Below are 21,734 nucleotides of genomic sequence, written 5' to 3'. Positions count from 1 at the left end.
AAACTGTACTTTTTTGAAAAATATAGTTTTTTTACATGATTCATTAAAAATAAGTCATATTGTGTATGATATTATAATCAAGTTGTATATAAGATCACATATAAAAATATACAGGTTATTTTTATAGATATAATTGTCTAAAATGAAAAGGATTAAGAATCATAGGAATAAATGTCCTAAAAAAAATAAGAGCAGCTATCACTATATGACATTTATTTCCATAATGAATTGCTATAATAGAGACAGTTATTTTATGAGGTGGGTGATATATATGCAATATGGATTAGAAGTATTTCCTTATCAAAGGTCAGAAAGATTAAATAAGCAAGAAAAGAAGAGCAAGTTTCAAGATTTTCAAAACATTTTGAAATTTATATCTTATTTTTTAGCAGCATTTCTAGTAGGAAGAGTTATGATGGTAAATCTAATGGCACCTTTTGGAATAGCTTTTCTTACTGCGATTATAATATCTGAAAAAAGAAAGATTGTATGTTTATCGGCTTTGGGAACCATAATGGGCTACATCTCGATGTATGGAAATATAAAATATCTTGCTATGTACTGTACTATAAGTGTAGTATTATTAGCCATAAGTTATATATTAACGGGATTTGACAGAAATAAGAAATTGATTTTGCTGTTTGCATCTATTTTTATGTGTATACTTTTTTACAAATTCCTAATAGTTAAGTTTTCATTTACAGTTGCACTTTTCAATGCTTTTTTTGAAATTTTATGTATATTCCCATTATATTTTATTATTAACTATTCTATAATATGCTTTAGAGAATTGAGAACTAGACATTTATATAGTAATGAAGAGATAATAAGTATGGCAGTTACTATATCATTTATAGTATCTGGCACATGGGGAATTATGATATATGGGGTGTCCTTTAGAAATATAATAGCATTGACTTTTGTATTAATACTTGGATACGTAAAAGGAAGTACACAGGGAGCTGCTTCAGGTGTGGCTATGGGGACTATTATAGGAATAACTTCAAGTGAGATGATTGTATATATTGCTGTATATGGATTATGTGGACTTATATCTGGTATTTTTAGAGAAACGGGAAAATATATGAGCGCATGTTCATATATGATCGTTTTTATAATATTAAAATTATATTGTAACATAGATTTCCAATTTAAAATTCCAGAAATACTAATAAGTTGTGCTATATTTATAGTAGTACCGAAGAAAATATATAAGCAAATGGAAATAGAATTGGATTGGCAGAAGAAAAGAGAAACTCAAAAGGAAAACTATGCGGAAAAAATTAAGTCCATATTAGTTGAGCGACTAGAGAATTTTGCTGAAGTACTTAGCAATATGTCATTGACACTTGGAAGACTGGCTGACAATGATAAACTTACTATGAAAAATAAAAGCAGTGCTTTAGTTGAAAATCTTGCGGATAGAGTTTGCTCAAATTGTTCCATGAGGGCATTATGCTGGAAAAGGGAAAGCTATAATACTTACAATACATTTTCTGAAATTATACAGAATTATCAGGAGAACAAGAAAATTATTCCTTCAGACTTGGAAAGAAAATGTATAAAAAGAACAATGCTTGTGGATAGCACTTATGATATTGTTAATAATTATATTATAAATGAAATGTGGAGAAATAGGTTAAGTGAGTGTAGGGAATTTCTTGCAGGACAGATAGGAAATATGAGTAGATCTGTATCTGAGATTGTTAATGAATTTAATACGGATATAAAATTTAATACAGACATAGAAAATAGAATGAGAAGAATACTTACAAAAAATAAAATTCACTATAGGGATATATTTTGTTTTAATGATAAAAATGATCATCTTATTATAAGAATGTCTATGGAGGCATGTGGTGGAGAACAAAAATGTGTAAAACAGGTACTTCCGCTTATAAATAATGTGACGGGGAAACTTATGTGCGTGAGTGAAGATGGGTGTAAAATAGATACAGGTATGAAGGAGTGTAGCATAATTTTTGAAGAAACTCCTAAATATCATGTAGCGGCATATGTAAATAGGAGATGTAAGGATGGAGAAAAATATAGTGGTGACAGCTATACTTATGGAAATTTGCCGGATGGGAGTTATATGACAATTATAAGTGATGGAATGGGTTCAGGACCACAGGCTGGCAAAGAAAGCAGTGCTGCAGTAGAACTTATAGAAAAATTTGCCACAGCAGGATTCAATAAACTAACAGCGATAAATACAGTGAATTCCATTATGAGTATTAAATTTACGGAAAATGAGAAGTTCTCGACATTAGATTTAAACAGCATAGATTTATATAAAGGTGAGGTAGATTTTATGAAGGTAGGAGCAGCTGCTAGCTTTATAAAAAGAGGAAGTGAAATAGATGTAATTAAGTCAAAGACTTTACCAATAGGTGTACTTGACAAACCTGACATAGAAATAATAAATAGAAAAATTTTAAATGGAGACTTTATAATAACTGTTAGTGATGGGGTATTGGACTATAATGCGGGAGTTGCTGGTAGTTATGACTGGATGGTAAAATTTCTTAAAGAATTTGACTGTAATGACCCTAAAAAAATGTGTGAAGAAATTATAAAGAAAGCAGTTGAATTATCTAAAAATAAAATAAAAGATGATATGACAGTAATAGTGGAAAAAGTTTATAGTCTTTATTAGTATAAAGTTATAGTTTTTGTTTAAGCACAAATATTAATACAGTTATGCTATAATATAAATATTATTTCTAAAATAAACTATTTTTAGGAAGTGTTTAGTTTGCTTGAAACTGTACTGGATACTATAAAAAAAAATAATATGTTTGATAAAAAGGATAAAGTGATAGTCGCTGTATCTGGAGGACCAGATTCATTATGCCTTCTTCATATATTGTATACTCTTAGGGAGAAACTTGGGATATTATTATGTGTTGTACATTTGAATCATGGCTTAAGAGGAAAAGAAGCCGACGAAGACGAAGAATTTGTAAGAGAGTTTTGTAAAAAAATAAATGTTGGATTCAGAAGTAAGAAAGTGAATATAAATAAGATAGCAAGGGAATATAATATATCATCGGAGAGTGCTGGAAGAAAGGTAAGATATGAATTTTTTGATGAAGTAAAAAAAGAAATAGGAGCACACAAAATAGCTATAGCGCATAATGCGAATGACCAAGCTGAAACTGTTTTGATGAGAATTATGAGAGGTAGCGGGTTAGAGGGGTTGACTGGTATAAAAGCAGTAAGAAGTGATACCTTTGTAAGACCTCTCATAAATAATACGAGATATGAGATAGAACAATATTGCAGGGAAAATAAATTGAATCCCCGAATAGATAAAACAAATTTTCAAACTATATATTCGAGAAATAAAGTTAGATTAGAGCTTATACCGTATATAGAAAAAAACTTTAATAGAAATATTATAAGAACTTTAAATAGGTTATCTGATATTATTAAGGTAGACAGTGATTATTTAAATAGAATTTCACAAGAAAAGTTTAAAAAATATTGTGATATAACGTCAGAAAAGGTTATAATATCTAAAGAGGCATTTTTGGAAGACGAATCAATAATATCTAGAATTTTAAGGTTAGCGCTGCAGAAAGTATCAGGATATTTGCATAACTTTGAAAGAATTCATATTATGGATATAATACGTATTCAAAATCATCCTACGGGAAAGCAGCTTATGCTTCCAAATAGTATAGTTGTATTAAATAATTATGGAAGTATAATTATAAAAAAGAATATAGAAAAATATGCACAACATATTAATAATTACATATTACATGAAGGCATTAACAATATTTCAGAATATAATTGTAAAGTATATATAAATACCTATTATGGAAAATATAATAGATATAAAGGTAAGGATAGATATATTGAATATTTTGATCTGGATAAAGTAAAAGGCGATATAGTTCTTAGGAATAGAAAGGAAGGAGATAGATTTAGACCATTGGGGATGGATGGAAGCAAAAAACTGAAAAATATGTTTATAGATCTTAAGATAGCTAAAGATAAAAGAGAGAATATTCCGCTCATATGTTTTGGAAAGGATATAGGATGGGTAGTCGGATATAGAATAAGTGATCTTTTTAAAGTTGATGAAAGTACTAGAAATATTTTAGCTATAAGTTTTGAAAGTGAGGAACTGTGAATTATGTATAATATGAGCGATGATATTAAAGAAATACTTATTAGTAGCGATGAAATAGAAAAAAAAATTGAAGAATTGGGAAAGAGGATAAGTCAGGATTATAGAGGGGAGGACCTGATGCTGGTAGGCATACTGAAAGGTTCTGTTCCTTTTATGGCGGATTTATTGAGAAAAATAACTATTCCTTGTACTATGGATTTTATGGCAGTTTCGAGTTATGGAAATTCAAGCAAAAGTTCAGGGGTAGTAAGAATATTAAAAGATTTGGATTTTGAAGTTGAAAACAAACATATATTAATAGTTGAAGACATAATAGATTCAGGTACCACATTGTCATATCTTGTAGACTATTTGAGACGAAGAAGGGTTAAGAGTATTGAAATAGCCTGTCTCTTAAACAAGGAAGGGGCGAGAAAAGTAAAAATCAATGCAAAGTACATAGGATTTCAGGTCCCTGACTACTTTTTAGTAGGATTTGGTTTGGACTATGCAGAAAAATATAGAAATTTTCCCTATGTAGGAGTATTAAAGGAGGAAGTTTATAAATAATGCTAAAATTTATTGTAAAGGGAATTTGCTTATGATACAATTTTACAGTGTAAAACTACAAAGAGAGGGGGGCCTTTAATGAAGAAATTTTCAAGTGCAACGGCCTGGGTGGTAATTTTTGTATTTGTAATTCTCGCAGCACTACTGCTTGTAAGGACTAATCAGAGTTTGACGGCTATTAGTTTTAACGATTTTCAAAAAGATTGGTTAAATAACAATATAAAAAGTTTTCAACTTAGAGAAGATAAAATGACAGTACAGGGAAGCTTAAAGAATGGTACCCAATATGAGACAATAGTACCATCTGAAAGGTTATTCCAGTTCATAGGTCAGCATCCTAAAGATGGCCAGGTTAAGGAAATGTATGTTAAACCAGCTACAATCCCTATGTGGGTACAGTACTTACCTACAGTTCTATTAATATTGGTATTGGTAGCTTTTTGGTTTATGTTTATGCAACAATCTCAAGGCGGTGGAGGTAACCGGGGTGTTATGAATTTTGGCAAAAGTCGTGCCAAGATGGCTACACCAGATAAAAAGAAAGTTACATTTAAAGATGTAGCTGGAGCAGACGAAGAAAAACAGGAACTTGCAGAAATTGTTGACTTCTTGAAACAACCTAAAAGATACATAGAGATGGGTGCTAGAATACCTAAGGGAGTTTTGCTCGTAGGACCTCCTGGAACGGGTAAAACATTACTTGCAAAAGCCATATCTGGTGAGGCAGGAGTACCATTCTTTAGCATATCAGGCTCTGATTTTGTAGAGATGTTTGTTGGCGTAGGTGCTTCTAGAGTAAGGGATTTATTTGAACAGGCAAAAAAGAATTCACCTTGCATAGTATTTATTGATGAAATAGATGCAGTGGGAAGACAAAGAGGAGCAGGACTTGGCGGTGGACATGATGAAAGGGAACAGACTTTAAATCAGCTTTTAGTTGAAATGGATGGTTTTGGTCAGAATCAAGGAATAATCATGATAGCAGCCACAAACAGACCTGATATATTGGATCCTGCCCTGTTGAGACCAGGACGATTTGATAGACAAATACTGGTAGGAGCACCAGATGTAAAGGGCAGAGAAGAAATACTTAAGGTTCACTCGAGAAATAAGCATTTATCAGATGAAGTTAAGCTAGATGTATTAGCCAAGAGAACACCAGGATTTACGGGTGCAGATCTGGAAAATTTAATGAATGAATCGGCACTTCTCGCAGTTAGGAAAAATAAAAATTTAATTGGAATGGAAGAATTAGAAGAAGCGGTAACAAGAGTAGTTGCAGGTCCTGAAAAAAAGAGTAGGGTAATTGATGATGACGATAAAAAGCTTACAGCATATCATGAGGCAGGTCATGCAGTAGTTATGCAGTTACTTCCAACGGCTGATCCAGTTCATGAGATAAGTATAATACCGAGAGGAATGGCTGGTGGATATACTATGCATCTTCCGGAAAAAGATAGATCTTATATGTCAAGAACTAAGCTAGAAGAAGAAATTGTAGGACTTCTTGGAGGAAGAGTGGCTGAAAAACTTGTAATAGGAGATATAAGTACAGGAGCTAAAAATGATATTGAAAGAGCGACAACTATTGCTAGAAAGATGGTAATGGATTATGGAATGAGTGATCTTGGGCCTATAGCGTTTGGATCAGGACATGATGAGGTATTTTTGGGTAGAGATTTAGGTAAAGGAAGAAATTTTAGTGAAGAAGTAGCATTTGAAATAGACAAAGAAATAAGAAAATTGATTGATGACAGTTACAATGAAGCTGAAAAACTTCTAACCGAAAATATAAATAAATTGCATGCTATAGCAAGTAAATTAATAGAAAAAGAAAAGATAGATGCGGATGAATTTTTGAGGATATTTAATGAAGCTTAAAAAATCCACTTTATGGTAATATACTATAAAGTGGATTTTTTATATGTTGTTCTACTTGAAAAGTAAAATGATTTTTAGTACTATTAAAGTATGTTAAGAATTAAATAATTAGTAGCTTACAGATTGTAAATATTTATTGAAGGAAGTGAGGTTATTAAATGGAATTTAATTTAAGAGAGGGAATATCAGCTGTTAAGGAAATGAAAGTTACAGAAAATGATACAGCAACAAAAATGGGTTCAGGTCTTTTAGAAGTTTATGCGACACCATCCATGATAGCTCTTATGGAAAATGCAGCAAGCAGTTCAGTAATAGAGGAACTTCCGGAAGGATATACTACTGTCGGTATTAATATGAATGTGAAACATATTAAGGCATCCCCAGTTGGAGCAAATATAAAATGTAAAGCTATTCTTACAAAAGTTGATAGAAAGAAATTGTTCTTTGATGTGGAGGCAAGTGATGATAAGGGTATTATAGGAAAAGGCTCACATATAAGATATATAGTAAATTCCAAGGATTTTATGGAGAAAGCAAAGAACAATTAAATAAAATTTTAACATATTGTGTATATGTTATGGAGCTCTTGACAAATAAAATTTTATTGATACAATTAAGTTATTAATTGACAGTGTTGTAATTAGGGCAGCTTTAGAGCTGCTCTTTAATTATGTAATCTCAAATGATATATTCTTAATTTAGTTTTGCTAAAGGTGGTGTTACCTTATGATTTTAGTTTTAGATGTAGGAAATACTAATATTGTTATTGGAATTTATGATGATAATGATTTAGTATCCGTATGGAGATTATCTACAGATTCAAAAAGAACAGCGGACGAATATGGTATCCAAGTCACACAGCTTTTTCTCAGAAACAATTTAAATCCATTGGATATCAAAGGTGCAATAATATCTTCTGTTGTTCCAAATATAATGTATTCTCTAGAGCATATGATAATAAAATATTTCAAAGTTAATCCTATTGTAGTTGGACCAGGAGTAAAAACTGGGATAAACGTAAAATATGATAATCCAAGAGAGGTGGGTGCTGATAGGATAGTAAATGCAGTTGCAGCACATGAGATATATAGGCGAGCTTCTATTATAATAGATTTTGGCACTGCAACTACTTTTTGTGCCCTTACAAAAGATGGAAATTATTTAGGAGGAACCATTTGCCCTGGGGTTCAAATATCCTCAGATGCATTATTTGAAAAAGCAGCAAAACTTCCTAAAGTTGAACTGTTAAAACCTAAAAATATTATATGTAAAAATACTGTTACAAGTATACAGGCAGGAATAATATATGGATATGTAGGACAGGTTGAATACATAATAAAAAAAATGAAGGAAGAAATGATGGACTATGGTGAGAAAGAACCACTTGTTATAGCTACTGGAGGACTTGCAAAACTTATAAATGAAGAATCCAGATCTATAGATATAATAGATCCAATATTAACTCTTACAGGACTTAGGATAATATATTATAAAAATAGGGAGCATATACTCAAATGCAAATAGGCAATCTGCAAATTAAAAATAATGTATTTTTAGCTCCTATGGCGGGTGTTACAGATATTGCTTTTAGGGAATTGTGCAGGGAACAGGGGTGTGGTCTTACATATACGGAAATGGTAAGTTCAAAGGCTCTATTTTATGGAAGCGAGAGAACTAAGAATATGTTTATCATATCAGAAAAGGAATCACCAGCTGCTGTTCAGATATTTGGTAGCGATCCTTCTATAATGGCTCGCACTTGTGATTATTTTAATAGGATTAGTAATATATGTATAATAGATATAAACATGGGTTGTCCTGCACCTAAAATAGTAAAAAGTGGGGATGGATCTGCACTTATGAAAGATCCAGAACTTGCAGAGGCCATAGTTAAAGAGGTCAAAAGAGCTTCCTTAAAGCCGGTTACAGTAAAAATGAGAATTGGGTTTGATTTTGAACATATAAATGCAATAGATTTTGCTAAGAGAATGGAACAGGCAGGTGCGGATGCAATAACAGTCCATGGTAGGACTAGTAAACAGATGTACACAGGTGAAGCAGATTGGGACATTATAAGTCAGGTTAAAAAAGGGGTAAATGTTCCAGTTATAGGGAATGGAGATATAATGACTGCTCAGGAAGCAGAAAGTAAATTAAATATCTCTAAATGTGATGGAATTATGATTGGGAGAGGTGCATTGGGAAATCCATGGATATTTAAACAAATACAGCAGAAGAGATCAAAAATAGAGGTTGAATATCCAACGAATACTGAAAAAATAGATATGTGTCTTAAACATTATAGGAGAGCTGTATATTATAAAGGCAATAAAAAAGCCTTATTGGAAATGAGGAAACATATTGGCTGGTATTTAAAGGGGATCAAGGGTAGCAAAGAAATAAAAGATAAGATAAACTATGAAAAGGATACTGAAAATGTTATTGAAATTTTGAATATATATAGAAAATCTTTATTATAGCAGTAATGTTAATTTAATTATAGTAATAATATATTATGTAAGTAATTTATAGAGATGTTATATGAAACCAATTTTATATGCCAATGCTTATTCAGATAAAATGTACAGTAGTAAAAGTGTTGTTACCAGGATTAAAGACAGATTTAAGATAAGAGTTAAAAGGAAATATTTTATAAAAGACCTTGATTTAACAATAACAAATATTGTGTTACCTCCCAATATAAATGAAATTTCATACCGCAATAATTTACTGAGGGCCGAGAAAAAATGTAGATGTAAAAATTTAAAATTAGCGCCTAAGATCTATAGACATCTAGATTATAATTTTTATAATAACTTTCAAAGAAAACTTATGGCATATAGTATTTGTAAAAGTACACAAATGGTACTTAGGAATATGAAAAAAAATATAAGAAGCAGTTGTATAGTAATATATGATGCTGCTGATGATATTCTTTTTAATACTATATGTTTTTTTGCGAAGCATGCAAAATTTATTGTACTTCTTTCAGAAAACATGCATAAAATAAATAAAATAATGGAATATATAATTGCAAATTACGGAATATCGCCGGTAGTTACGTCAGATCAAAAATTTTCTTTTGAAATTGCAGATTTTATTATAACATCCAAGGATATAATTTTTAATAAAAATTCATGTGTATGGTATGTTTGCAATAGCCCTATGGAAGTTTATAAAGATGTAATCAATATCAATGACGTCAATTATAAAATTCCATGGAATTTTGAAAAAGGAGAAATGTGTTTTGAAATTTTGGGTTCTATATTGGGTCAGATGGATGAAAAAGACATAGAAAAATCTTTAAAGTATAATGGTGTATTCCTAAATGATATAAAATATAATGAAGATATAATTAACCTTTGATGTTGACATAAAAATAAGGCTGTCTTATAATAACTTCAATAATTATTAATTATAAAAATTAAAGGGGTATGATTTTATAAAATTTTGAAGGGGAGAAGATGAATGAGCAATATAAATAAATATGTAATGACTTATAGTGGAGTAAAAAAACTTGAAGATGAACTTGAATATCTAAGGACTGTTAAAAGAAAGGAGATAACAGAAAAGATTAAATCTGCACTTTCTTTTGGAGACTTAAGTGAAAATTCAGAATATGATGATGCCAAAAACGATCAGGCGTTTACGGAAGGAAGAATAGTACAACTTGAAAATATGTTGAAAAATGTTACTATAGTGGATGAGAACGAAATTCCATTAGATGTAGTAAGTGTAGGTTCAACTGTAAAAATTAAAGATTATGATTTTGATGAAGAAGCTCAATATACTATTGTTGGATCTGCAGAAGCAGATCCAATTAATAATAAAATATCAAATGAATCACCTGTTGGTAGAAGTCTTTTAGGAAAAAAAATAGGAGATATAGTGGAAGTTCAAATCCCAGATGGACTCAGCAAATACAAAATACTCAGTATAGGAAGATAATTGGAGGATAAGATTTAATGGCAAATGATAAGGACAATTTTAATAAACTAGAAAAAAAATTTAATTCACTTGTAATGGAAAGAATAGATAAATTTAAACAATTGCAGGATAAAGGTAAGGATCCTTTTGATGTGTATAAGGTTGATAGAACTCATACTTCGCAACAGATAAAAGATAATTATGATGACCTTGAGGGTAAAATTGTTACTGTTGCAGGCAGGCTAATGTCAAAACGGGTACATGGTAAGGCTGGTTTTTCAGATCTATATGATAGGTATGGTAAGATACAGCTTTATATAAAGATAGATGATGTAGGGGAAGAAAATTTAAAGGAATACAAGACTTATGATATAGGTGATATTTTATCAATAACAGGAAGAGTTTTTAAAACAAAGACTGGTGAAGTAACAATCCACATTGAGGATTTTAAATTGGTTTGTAAATCATTAAGACCTTTACCAGAAAAATGGCATGGATTAAAAGATCCAGATTTAAAATATAGACAAAGGTATGTTGATTTAATAATAAATCAAGATGTGAGAGATACATTTATGAAAAGAACTGCTATAATTAGGGCGATTAGGGAGTTTTTAGATAATAAAGATTTTATTGAAGTAGAAACTCCTATATTGTCTACAATAGCAGGAGGAGCAGCAGCTAAACCATTTATAACCCATCATAATACACTGGATATGGATATGTATCTTAGAATTGCAACTGAATTGTATCTAAAGAGATTAATTGTAGGTGGATTTGAAAAAGTCTATGAAATAGGCAAGAATTTTAGAAATGAAGGAATGGACATAAGACATAATCCTGAGTATACGTCTATAGAATTATATGAGGCATTTGCTGATTATAATGATATGATGGAAATTACAGAAAATATGGTGGCTTATATATGTAATAAAGTTCTTGGTACTACTAAGGTTGTCTATGAAGACAAGGAAATAGATTTTAAACCTCCATGGAACAGGATTACCATGGTTGATGCAGTAAAGAAATTTACGGATATAGACTTTAATGAAATAAAAGATGATGCAGAAGCACAGCAAATTGCGAGGGAAAAAAATATCCAGCTCAAAAAGGAATTGAAGGATTGTACAAAAGGATATATATTAGATATGATATTTGAAGAATTCTGTGAAGAAAAGTTTATTCAACCAACTTTTGTACTAGATTATCCAGTTGAGGTATCTCCTCTTACCAAGAAAAAAAGAGGAAATGACAAATTCACAGAAAGATTTGAAGGATTTATATATGGAAGAGAAATATGTAATGCTTATTCTGAACTGAATGATCCTATAGTTCAGAAGGAAAGATTTATGCAGCAGCTGAGAGAAAGAGAACTAGGTGATGATGAAGCGTATATGATGGATGATGATTTTATAAATGCTCTTGAAATTGGAATGCCACCAACGGGTGGATTAGGAATAGGTGTAGATAGACTTATAATGTTTTTGACTAATTCCTCTTCAATAAGAGATGTTATATTGTTTCCTACTATGAAGCCACTTTAATAGTAGAATTAAATTTATAATTTAATATTGCAGTAATGATGAAGATTAGTAGTGATGAGGATATCAAAAGAGAGGCTGTGTTTGGTGGAAAACAGCTGAAATTCCATTGCGAAAGGAACTTTTAAACTGTTTATATTCAAAGATGAGCATATGCTAAAAAGGGTGGAACCGCGGATAATAAATTCGTCCCTTTAGCTAGGCTCTTTTTTTATGTTTTAAAAAGATGTATAAATAATTACTAATAATAAAATTACAAAAGGAGATTAGCATATGGAAAAGAATATGGATAAAGTTGTTGCTTTAGCAAAGAATAGGGGATTTGTATATCCTGGATCAGACATATATGGAGGACTTGCAAATACTTGGGATTATGGACCAATTGGAGTTGAACTCAAAAATAATGTAAAAAAAGCATGGTGGCAGAAATTTGTCCATGAGAGTAAGTATAATGTAGGAATAGATTGTGCCATACTTATGAATAATGAGGTATGGGTAGCTTCTGGGCATGTAGGAAACTTTTCAGATCCCCTTATGGACTGTAAAGACTGTAAATCAAGATTTAGAGCAGATAAATTAGTTGAAGAGCATATGACATCTCAGGGAGTTGAAAAAGCTAGCGCAGATGGATGGAGTAATGAAAAGCTTGAAAAGTATATAAAGGATAATGGAATAGCTTGTCCTAATTGTGGAAAGAGCAATTTTACAGATATAAGGCAGTTTAATCTTATGTTCAAAACATATCAAGGGGTAACGGAAGATTCTAAATCAGAAATATATTTAAGACCGGAAACTGCACAGGGAATATTTGTAAACTTTAAAAATGTTCAGAGAACAAGCAGAAGGAAAATACCTTTTGGAATAGCACAAATAGGAAAATCTTTTAGAAATGAAATAACCCCTGGGAATTTTACTTTTAGAACCAGGGAATTTGAACAGATGGAACTGGAATTTTTCTGTAAACCAGGAACTGATTTGGAATGGCATAGTTACTGGAAGGAATACTGCTGGAATTTCCTGATTAATTTAGGATTAAATAAGGATAATATAAGATTCAGAGATCATGAAAAAGAAGAACTTTCTCATTACAGTAGTGCAACTTCTGATATAGAATATCTATTCCCATTTGGATGGGGAGAATTATGGGGAATTGCAGACAGGACAGATTATGATTTGAAACAACATCAAAACTATTCGGGAAAGGATATGAATTATCTGGATCCGACAACTCATGAAAAATATATTCCTTACTGTATAGAACCATCAGTTGGAGCAGATAGAGCGGTATTGGCATTTTTGGTTGATGCATATGATGAAGAAGAGCTTGAGGGAGGGGACATAAGGACAGTTATGCATTTTCATCCGGCCATAGCCCCATTTAAAGCTGCGGTGCTTCCTTTAAGTAAGAAACTATCTGAACATGCTTTAAAAGTATATGATTTATTGAGAGAAGAATTTAATGTAGATTACGATGAAGCAGGAAGTATTGGCAAGAGATATAGGAGAGAAGATGAAATAGGCACTCCTTATTGCATAACTGTTGATTTTGATACTCTTGAGGATAATACTGTTACAATAAGAGATAGAGATACTATGAAGCAGTTTAGGGTAAAAATAGAAGAACTTAATAAATTTTTAAAGGAAAAGACACATTTCTAATTTAATATTTCTAGAATAAAAGCATGTAGTGTAAAGAAAATAACTTCATGCTTTTTATTTTTAATAGCAAGATATGAATAAAAAATTAACCGGATGTTTAAGCATCCGGTTAATTAGGGTTTAATTATGGGGATATGTTATATGTTTAATTAAAACTTGGGGAATTATATTAATGTTTCCTTACGGCATGTTTATAGTATATCATACAGAATGAATAATTTTCAATAGAAAAAGTAAAGTCAATAAATTTAATATTTTCGTACAATTTCGATTTTATTTGTCATAAACTACTATATTGTAACATTGAAACTCTAAAAAAAAATTATCACAGTGTGATATTATAAGTGATATAATTGATTGGTAAAGATTAATAGACAGTTTATTGTGGAGGTTTTTTGATGAGAAATAATTTTGATAGTTTTAAACAATTTATAAAAAATAAAAAAGTTGCTGTAGTAGGCATAGGAATTAGTAATAGGCCTTTAATAGACTTTTTATTGAGACTTGATGCACAAGTAAGTGCTTTTGATAAAAAGACTGAAAAACAATTAGGGAATATTGTAAAGGTGTTAGAGAATAAGGGAGTTAAGCTTATATTAGGAGATAATTATTTAAATAATCTAAATGACTTTGATATGATATTTAAAACTCCATCAATGAGAATAGATAGTCCGGCACTTATTAGAGCAGAAAATAGTGGTGCATATATAACTTCTGAAGTTGAGGAATTTGTTAAATATTGCTCAGCTAAAATATTTGGAGTTACAGGAAGCGATGGCAAGACAACTACAACTACGCTTATATATAATATGTTGAAAGAAGAAGGTTATAAAAGCTGGATTGGTGGAAATATAGGAACTCCTCTTTTTGATAAAATAGAGAAGATAAATAAAAATGATAAGGTTGTAATGGAGCTTTCCAGCTTTCAGCTTATGACTATGAAAGTTTCTCCACAAGTAGCTGTAGTTACAAATATAAGTCCAAATCATCTGGATATACACAAAAATATGAATGAATATGTGGATGCTAAGAAAAATATATTCAAACATCAAAAAGAAAAAGATTTAGTAGTATTGAATAAAGATAATGATTATACCAATGATATGGTAAAAGAAGCATTAGGAAGAGTAAGGCAATTTAGCATTAAGGAAGAACTTAAATCTGGGGGATATCTAAAGAACGGTGCATTGTATATTGATAATAATGAAGTATGTAAGCTTGATGAGATTAAATTGAGGGGCATGCATAATGTAGCTAACCTATTAACCGCATTTTGTGCTGTAAAGGATGATGTGTCCACCTGTAGTATGAGGAAAATTGCCACTACTTTTGAAGGAGTGGAACATAGATGTGAATTTATAAGAGAATTAAATGGTGTTAAATATTATAATGATTCCATAGCATCAAGTCCTACAAGGACTTTGGCAGGGCTCAAGGCTTTTGAAAAACCTGTTATACTTATAGCAGGAGGATATGATAAAAAAATTCCTTTTGATATACTTGCAGAAGAAGGATATTCTAAAATAAAGATGCTTATTTTACTTGGTGCAACAAAAGATAAAATAATGAAAGCATTTGAAAACTTAAAGATATCAAAAAAAGTTGAAGTCCCAATAGTTGTTGTTAATTCACTTGAGGAAGCTGTAGTGAAAGCTAAACAGGTAGCCATTAATGGTGACATTGTTACTCTTTCACCTGCATGTGCTAGCTTTGACATGTTTGAAAATTTTGAGGTCAGGGGAAATAAATTTAAAGATTTAGTGAGAAATCTAAAATAAAGTTATCTTTCATACATACACATGGATTAAATTCATAAAATCAATAATCCGTGTGTATGAAAAAAGTGTTGACAGTTTGAAAAAAAGAAAGTATAATAATAAACTGTAGTAAAGAGGAATATATATGAAACTATCTGGCAAGGATGGTGTGAATACAACGTGATTTTTTATTTTGAGCAGGTAAGTTAACTGTTATTGTTTTAATATTATAGAAGAGAAATCCGTTGGAATGTAATTGATTGTCAGACTTTAAATTAGGATCTTTAGCTCAGTTGGTTAGAGCAACCGGCTCATAACCGGTAGGTCTGGGGTTCGAGTCCCTGAAGGTCCACCATATGGGGGTATAGCTCAGCTGGGAGAGCATCTGCCTTGCACGCAGAGGGTCAAGAGTTCGAATCTCTTTATCTCCACCATTGATAAAACCATAAATCATTTTGATTATGGTTTTTTTTTATATGAACAAGATATACCTTACAACTATTCCACGTGTATCATTATATGATAAATGCAGAGATAGGAAGATTTATAGAGAAAATAAAGATTAAATTTGTATATATCTATGTCGAATTATAAAATAGTTTGTTTATTGATGATAAAATATCACTTGTCATTTTGGGAATAACAGTAGAAATTAACCATTATATATTAAATTATGTATAAAATAAGTATTGACATATTTAATGTAATGTGTTAATATAAACGAGTTGTTGATTTGAATAAGATGATCCTTGAAAATTAAACAGAATAAGAAACAAGTGAAAACTTGAAGAAATAAACCAGCAATTCTTTTGGGCTGCAGAGATGCAGCAATGAAGTAAATGAGTAGAGACAAACTTTTAAATTGAGAGTTTGATCCTGGCTCAGGACGAACGCTGGCGGCGTGCCTAACACATGCAAGTCGAGCGAAGGAACCCCTTCGGGGGCAACTTAGCGGCGGACGGGTGAGTAACACGTGGGTAACCTGCCTCAAAGAGGGGGATAGCCTCCCGAAAGGGAGATTAATACCGCATAATACCAGAAATCGCATGAATTCTGGATGAAAGGAGAAATCCGCTTTGAGATGGACCCGCGGCGCATTAGCTAGTTGGTGGGGTAGAAGCCTACCAAGGCAACGATGCGTAGCCGACCTGAGAGGGTGATCGGCCACATTGGAACTGAGATACGGTCCAGACTCCTACGGGAGGCAGCAGTGGGGAATATTGCACAATGGGCGAAAGCCTGATGCAGCAACGCCGCGTGGGTGATGAAGGTCTTCGGATTGTAAAGCCCTGTCTTCTGGGACGATAATGACGGTACCAGAGGAGGAAGCCACGGCTAACTACGTGCCAGCAGCCGCGGTAATACGTAGGTGGCGAGCGTTGTCCGGATTTACTGGGCGTAAAGGGTGCGTAGGCGGATGTTTAAGTGAGATGTGAAATACCCGGGCTTAACCTGGGTGCTGCATTTCAAACTGGATATCTGGAGTGCAGGAGAGGAGAACGGAATTCCTAGTGTAGCGGTGAAATGCGTAGAGATTAGGAAGAACACCAGTGGCGAAGGCGGTTCTCTGGACTGTAACTGACGCTGAGGCACGAAAGCGTGGGTAGCAAACAGGATTAGATACCCTGGTAGTCCATGCCGTAAACGATGAGTACTAGGTGTAGGAGGTATCGACCCCTTCTGTGCCGCAGTAAACACAATAAGTACTCCGCCTGGGAAGTACGATCGCAAGATTAAAACTCAAAGGAATTGACGGGGGCCCGCACAAGCAGCGGAGCATGTGGTTTAATTCGAAGCAACGCGAAGAACCTTACCTGGACTTGACATCCCCTGCATAGCCTGGAGACAGGCGAAGCCCTTCGGGGCAGGGAGACAGGTGGTGCATGGTTGTCGTCAGCTCGTGTCGTGAGATGTTAGGTTAAGTCCTGCAACGAGCGCAACCCTTGTTGTTAGTTGCTAACATTAAGATGAGCACTCTAACGAGACTGCCGCGGTTAACGCGGAGGAAGGTGGGGATGACGTCAAATCATCATGCCCCTTATGTCCAGGGCGACACACGTGCTACAATGGGCAGAACAAAGAGAAGCAATACCGCGAGGTGGAGCGAAACTCAAAAACTGTTCCCAGTTCGGATTGCAGGCTGAAACCCGCCTGCATGAAGCTGGAGTTGCTAGTAATCGCGAATCAGCATGTCGCGGTGAATACGTTCCCGGGCCTTGTACACACCGCCCGTCACACCATGAGAGCTGGCAACACCCGAAGTCCGTAGCCTAACTTAGGAGGGCGCGGCCGAAGGTGGGGTTAGTGATTGGGGTGAAGTCGTAACAAGGTAGCCGTAGGAGAACCTGCGGCTGGATCACCTCCTTTCTAAGGAGAAATGAAACAGTAATACTGTTTCAAAATGTTGGTAGTTTGTTTGAATTAGTAACTTGTAAAAATTGATAGTAACAAGCAGATTGAGGAAAAACGCGAATGAGGAGCAGAGTTTACCTGTGTAAATGAGCACCGCAGTGAGTGGTTTTGACGAAAAGATGCGAAGTTAATAGCAATTTTTATTCTGTTTAATTTTGAAGGATTATAATTCTTCAAAAGATGTTAATTTAAAAGTTGATTATAGGTTTGGGGGTATAGCTCAGCTGGGAGAGCATCTGCCTTGCACGCAGAGGGTCAAGAGTTCGAATCTCTTTATCTCCACCAATTATGTAAGGGCTTATAGCTCAGCTGGTTAGAGCGCACGCCTGATAAGCGTGAGGTCGATGGTTCGAGTCCATTTAAGCCCACCATTTTGTTCTTTGAAAATTGCACAGTAAGAAAAATAGAAGTCGAAAGACTTCATATTTAAAGTAAAGCTGAGGTTAGAAATAACCTTTGTAGATATATGTGGAAAATTAATAGTAGCAAGCAGTTCGAGGAAAGGCTTGAGTGAGGAGCGGAGCTTACTTGTGTAAGTGAGCACCACAGCGAAAGACTTGACGATGAAACGCGAAGCTAATATGAATTTTCTTTAGGTCAAGCTACAAAGGGCGCATGGTGAATGCCTTGGCACCAGGAGCCGAAGAAGGACGTGATAAGCTGCGATAAGCTTCGGGTAGACGCAAATAGTCTGTGAACCGAAGATTTCCGAATGGGGAAACCCACAGTGGAAGCACTGTACTCCAAGCTGAATAAATAGGGTTGGGGAGGTAAACCCGGGGAACTGAAACATCTAAGTACCCGGAGGAAGAGAAAGAAAAATCGATTTTCTAAGTAGCGGCGAGCGAAAGGGAAAGAGCCCAAACCAGGAACTTGTTCCTGGGGTTCGGACAGACAATGTGAACAATAGGTTAACTGAAGAGAGCTGGAAGGCTCCGCCACAGAAGGTAAAAGCCCTGTAAGTGAAAGCTGAAAAAGTTCTAGTCTGTACCAGAGTACCACGAGACACGAGAAACCTTGTGGGAAAGAGGGAGGACCACCTCCTAAGGCTAAATACTACCTGGTGACCGATAGAGAAGAAGTACCGTGAGGGAAAGGTGAAAAGAACCCCGGAAGGGGAGTGAAATAGAACCTGAAACCGTGTGTCCACAACCGATCGAAGCACTTTTACGTGCGACGATGTGCTTTTTGTAGAACGAGCCAGCGAGTTACGGTATGCAGCAAGGTTAAGCACTTAAGGTGCGGAGCCGAAGGGAAACCGAGTCTTAAAAGGGCGGCTAGTTGCATGCTGTAGACCCGAAACCGGGTGACCTATCCATGGCCAGGTTGAAGCGGAAGTAAAATTCCGTGGAGGACCGAACCACGTTGGTGTTGAAAAACCATGGGATGAGCTGTGGATAGCGGAGAAATTCCAATCGAACTCGGAGATAGCTGGTTCTCCTCGAAATAGCTTTAGGGCTAGCGTCGCCAATGAGTAATGGAGGTAGAGCACTGAATGGGCTAGGGGCTGACAACAGTTACTGAACCCTATCAAACTCCGAATGCCATATACTTGAATGACGGCAGTCAGACTGCGAATGATAAGATCCGCGGTCAAAAGGGAAACAGCCCAGATCATCAGCTAAGGTCCCAAAGTGTAAGTTAAGTGGAAAAGGATGTGGGATTTCGAAGACAACTAGGATGTTGGCTCAGAAGCAGCCACTCATTCAAAGAGTGCGTAACAGCTCACTAGTCGAGAGATCCTGCGCCGAAGATGTCCGGGGCTAAAACTTACCACCGAAGCTATGGACTCGAAAGAGTGGTAGAGGAGCATCCTGTACGGATAGAAGCAGTACCGGAAGGAGCTGTGGACTGTACAGGAGAGAGTATGCTGGCATAAGTAGCGAGAAATAAGTGAGAATCTTATTGGTCGAAGACCTAAGGTTTCCTGGGGAAGGTTCGTCCGCCCAGGGTTAGTCGGGACCTAAGCCGAGGCCGAAAGGCGTAGGTGATGGACAATCGGTTGATATTCCGATACCGCAAACTTGCGTTTGACAGAAGGGATGACGCAGAAGGATAGGATGTGCACACTATTGGATGTGTGTCTAAGCACTGAAGCAGGCCGGAAAGGAAAATCCATCCGGTCAATGCCGGGGTGTTATGGGGATCCAATTATGGAGAAGTATCCGATTTCACACTGCCGAGAAAAGTCTCTATGGAGCAGGTTAGTGCCCGTACCGCAAACCGACACAGGTAGGTGAGGAGAGAATCCTAAGACCATCGGAAGAATTGTTGTTAAGGAACTAGGCAAATTAACTCCGTAACTTAGGGATAAGGAGTGCCCCGAAAGGGGCCGCAGAGAATAGGCTCAAGCAACTGTTTATCAAAAACACAGGTCTCTGCTAAAGCGAAAGCTGAAGTATAGGGGCTGACGCCTGCCCGGTGCTGGAAGGTTAAGGGGAATACTAAGCCGTAAGGCGAAGGTATGAACTTAAGCCCCAGTAAACGGCGGCCGTAACTATAACGGTCCTAAGGTAGCGAAATTCCTTGTCGGGTAAGTTCCGACCCGCACGAATGGCGTAATGATTTGAGCACTGTCTCGACAACAAATCCGGCGAAATTGTAGTGCAAGTGAAGATGCTTGCTACCCGCGATTGGACGGAAAGACCCCGTAGAGCTTTACTGCAGTTTAGCATTGAGTTTCGGTATTGTCTGTACAGGATAGGTGGGAGGCATGGAAACCGGGGCGCCAGCCCTGGCGGAGCCACCCTTGGGATACCACCCTGACAGTACTGGAATTCTAACCGGCGGCCATGAAACTGGTCACGGGACATTGTTAGGCAGGCAGTTTGACTGGGGCGGTCGCCTCCTAAAAAGTAACGGAGGCGCCCAAAGGTTCCCTCAGAAGGGTCGGAAATCCTTCTTAGAGTGCAAAGGCATAAGGGAGCCTGACTGCGACACATACAGGTGGAGCAGGGACGAAAGTCGGGCTTAGTGATCCGGTGGTACCTCGTGGGAGGGCCATCGCTCAACGGATAAAAGCTACCTCGGGGATAACAGGCTGATCTCCCCCAAGAGTTCACATCGACGGGGAGGTTTGGCACCTCGATGTCGGCTCGTCGCATCCTGGGGCTGAAGTAGGTCCCAAGGGTTGGGCTGTTCGCCCATTAAAGCGGCACGCGAGCTGGGTTCAGAACGTCGTGAGACAGTTCGGTCCCTATCCGTCGCGGGCGCAGGAAATTTGAGAGGAGCTGTCCTTAGTACGAGAGGACCGGGATGGACTGACCTCTGGTGCACCAGTTGTTCCGCCAGGAGCATTGCTGGGTAGCTATGTCGGGAAGGGATAAACGCTGAAAGCATCTAAGCGTGAAGCCCACCTCAAGATTAGATTTCCCACAGCGTAAGCTGGTAAGACCCCTCGGAGAACACGAGGTTGATAGGTCAGGGGTGTAAGCATGGCAACATGTTGAGCTGACTGATACTAATAGGTCGAGGGCTTGATCAAAATATATCTTACTGTGCAATTTTCAGAGAACAATAGTATTCCATATGGTATACATATGTTTTCCATATTTAATGATTTATGTCAAATATCTGGTGGTTATGACGTGAAGGTAACACCCCTTCCCATTCCGAACAGGATGGTTAAGCTTCATCGTGCCGAGAGTACTGCAGGGGTAGCCCTGTGGCAGGGTAGGTAGCTGCCGGGTTTTATAAATTGTTCCGTGGTAGCTCAATGGTTGAGCATTCGGCTGTTAACCGAAGGGTTGGAGGTTCGAGCCCTCTCCACGGAGCCATTTTTATTTTTTGAATAGAATATAAAAGAAGCAATTCAGATTAAATCTGATTTGCTTTATTTTTATTGTGATTAAATGAATCTTTATTTTT

General features: G+C 35.5%; 12 protein-coding genes, 5 tRNA genes, 3 rRNA genes and 1 other annotated feature. All 20 genes read left to right on the top strand.

What is annotated here, in order from left to right; translation table 11 throughout:
• Window positions 1–271: 271 nt before the first annotated feature.
• Window positions 272–2,659: a stage II sporulation protein E gene (gene spoIIE / locus ACSVC9_RS13955; protein WP_446898050.1), complete on the top strand. Its 2,388-nt coding sequence runs from the start codon at window positions 272–274 to the stop codon at window positions 2,657–2,659.
• Window positions 2,660–2,758: 99 nt separating this feature from the next.
• Complete coding sequence (gene tilS, locus ACSVC9_RS13950; RefSeq protein WP_446898049.1) at window positions 2,759–4,144, top strand: tRNA lysidine(34) synthetase TilS; 1,386 nt, start codon at window positions 2,759–2,761, stop codon at window positions 4,142–4,144.
• 3 nt (window positions 4,145–4,147) lie between these two features.
• Window positions 4,148–4,693: a hypoxanthine phosphoribosyltransferase gene (gene hpt, locus ACSVC9_RS13945; protein WP_446898048.1), complete on the top strand. Its 546-nt coding sequence runs from the start codon at window positions 4,148–4,150 to the stop codon at window positions 4,691–4,693.
• 78 nt (window positions 4,694–4,771) lie between these two features.
• Window positions 4,772–6,574: an ATP-dependent zinc metalloprotease FtsH gene (gene ftsH / locus ACSVC9_RS13940; protein WP_446898047.1), complete on the top strand. Its 1,803-nt coding sequence runs from the start codon at window positions 4,772–4,774 to the stop codon at window positions 6,572–6,574.
• A 158-nt stretch (window positions 6,575–6,732) separates the two neighbouring features.
• On the top strand, window positions 6,733–7,122 hold the full coding sequence (locus ACSVC9_RS13935) for a thioesterase family protein (RefSeq protein ID WP_446898046.1): 390 nt from the start codon (window positions 6,733–6,735) through the stop codon (window positions 7,120–7,122).
• A gap of 178 nt (window positions 7,123–7,300) precedes the next feature.
• Window positions 7,301–8,098 (top strand): type III pantothenate kinase, encoded by a 798-nt coding sequence (locus tag ACSVC9_RS13930; protein ID WP_446898045.1) that lies wholly within the window; start codon window positions 7,301–7,303, stop codon window positions 8,096–8,098.
• The gene (gene dusB / locus ACSVC9_RS13925; RefSeq protein WP_446898044.1) at window positions 8,089–9,054 is read left to right on the top strand and encodes a tRNA dihydrouridine synthase DusB; all 966 of its coding nucleotides are present in this window, start codon (window positions 8,089–8,091) and stop codon (window positions 9,052–9,054) included. Before ACSVC9_RS13930 ends, dusB begins: the two co-directional genes overlap by 10 nt.
• A 61-nt stretch (window positions 9,055–9,115) precedes the next feature.
• Window positions 9,116–9,940 carry a hypothetical protein gene (locus ACSVC9_RS13920; RefSeq protein WP_446898043.1) on the top strand — a complete coding sequence of 275 codons (825 nt, stop codon included), beginning with the start codon at window positions 9,116–9,118 and terminating at the stop codon, window positions 9,938–9,940.
• A 102-nt stretch (window positions 9,941–10,042) separates the two neighbouring features.
• Complete coding sequence (gene greA, locus ACSVC9_RS13915; RefSeq protein WP_446898042.1) at window positions 10,043–10,522, top strand: transcription elongation factor GreA; 480 nt, start codon at window positions 10,043–10,045, stop codon at window positions 10,520–10,522.
• Between the two features lie 17 nt (window positions 10,523–10,539).
• Window positions 10,540–12,042 carry a lysine--tRNA ligase gene (gene lysS / locus ACSVC9_RS13910; RefSeq protein WP_446898041.1) on the top strand — a complete coding sequence of 501 codons (1,503 nt, stop codon included), beginning with the start codon at window positions 10,540–10,542 and terminating at the stop codon, window positions 12,040–12,042.
• A 26-nt stretch (window positions 12,043–12,068) separates the two neighbouring features.
• Window positions 12,069–12,236, top strand: a binding site (T-box leader).
• A gap of 76 nt (window positions 12,237–12,312) precedes the next feature.
• Entirely contained in the window at window positions 12,313–13,698 is a 1,386-nt protein-coding gene (locus ACSVC9_RS13905) for a glycine--tRNA ligase (protein ID WP_446898040.1), read from the top strand.
• Window positions 13,699–14,096: 398 nt separating this feature from the next.
• Window positions 14,097–15,476 (top strand): UDP-N-acetylmuramoyl-L-alanine--D-glutamate ligase, encoded by a 1,380-nt coding sequence (murD, locus tag ACSVC9_RS13900; RefSeq protein WP_446898039.1) that lies wholly within the window; start codon window positions 14,097–14,099, stop codon window positions 15,474–15,476.
• A gap of 257 nt (window positions 15,477–15,733) precedes the next feature.
• Window positions 15,734–15,810 (top strand) — tRNA-Ile (locus ACSVC9_RS13895).
• Between the two features lie 3 nt (window positions 15,811–15,813).
• Window positions 15,814–15,889: transfer RNA gene (locus tag ACSVC9_RS13890), tRNA-Ala, on the top strand.
• A gap of 424 nt (window positions 15,890–16,313) precedes the next feature.
• Window positions 16,314–17,822: ribosomal RNA gene (locus ACSVC9_RS13885) — 16S ribosomal RNA — on the top strand.
• Window positions 17,823–18,076: 254 nt separating this feature from the next.
• A tRNA-Ala gene (locus ACSVC9_RS13880) sits at window positions 18,077–18,152 on the top strand.
• 9 nt (window positions 18,153–18,161) lie between these two features.
• A tRNA-Ile gene (locus ACSVC9_RS13875) sits at window positions 18,162–18,238 on the top strand.
• 224 nt (window positions 18,239–18,462) lie between these two features.
• Window positions 18,463–21,351, top strand: a 23S ribosomal RNA gene (locus tag ACSVC9_RS13870).
• An 88-nt stretch (window positions 21,352–21,439) separates the two neighbouring features.
• Window positions 21,440–21,556 (top strand): 5S ribosomal RNA (gene rrf, locus ACSVC9_RS13865).
• The 16S, 23S and 5S rRNA genes sit together here with 5 tRNA genes alongside, the layout of an rRNA operon.
• Window positions 21,557–21,568: 12 nt before the next feature.
• Window positions 21,569–21,643, top strand: a tRNA-Asn gene (locus ACSVC9_RS13860).
• Window positions 21,644–21,734: the final 91 nt, after the last annotated feature.

Source organism: Clostridium sp. LBM24168 (genome assembly GCF_052953915.1).
Note: the sequence above shows the minus strand (reverse complement) of the source record. Positions and strands in the feature narration are given on the sequence as shown.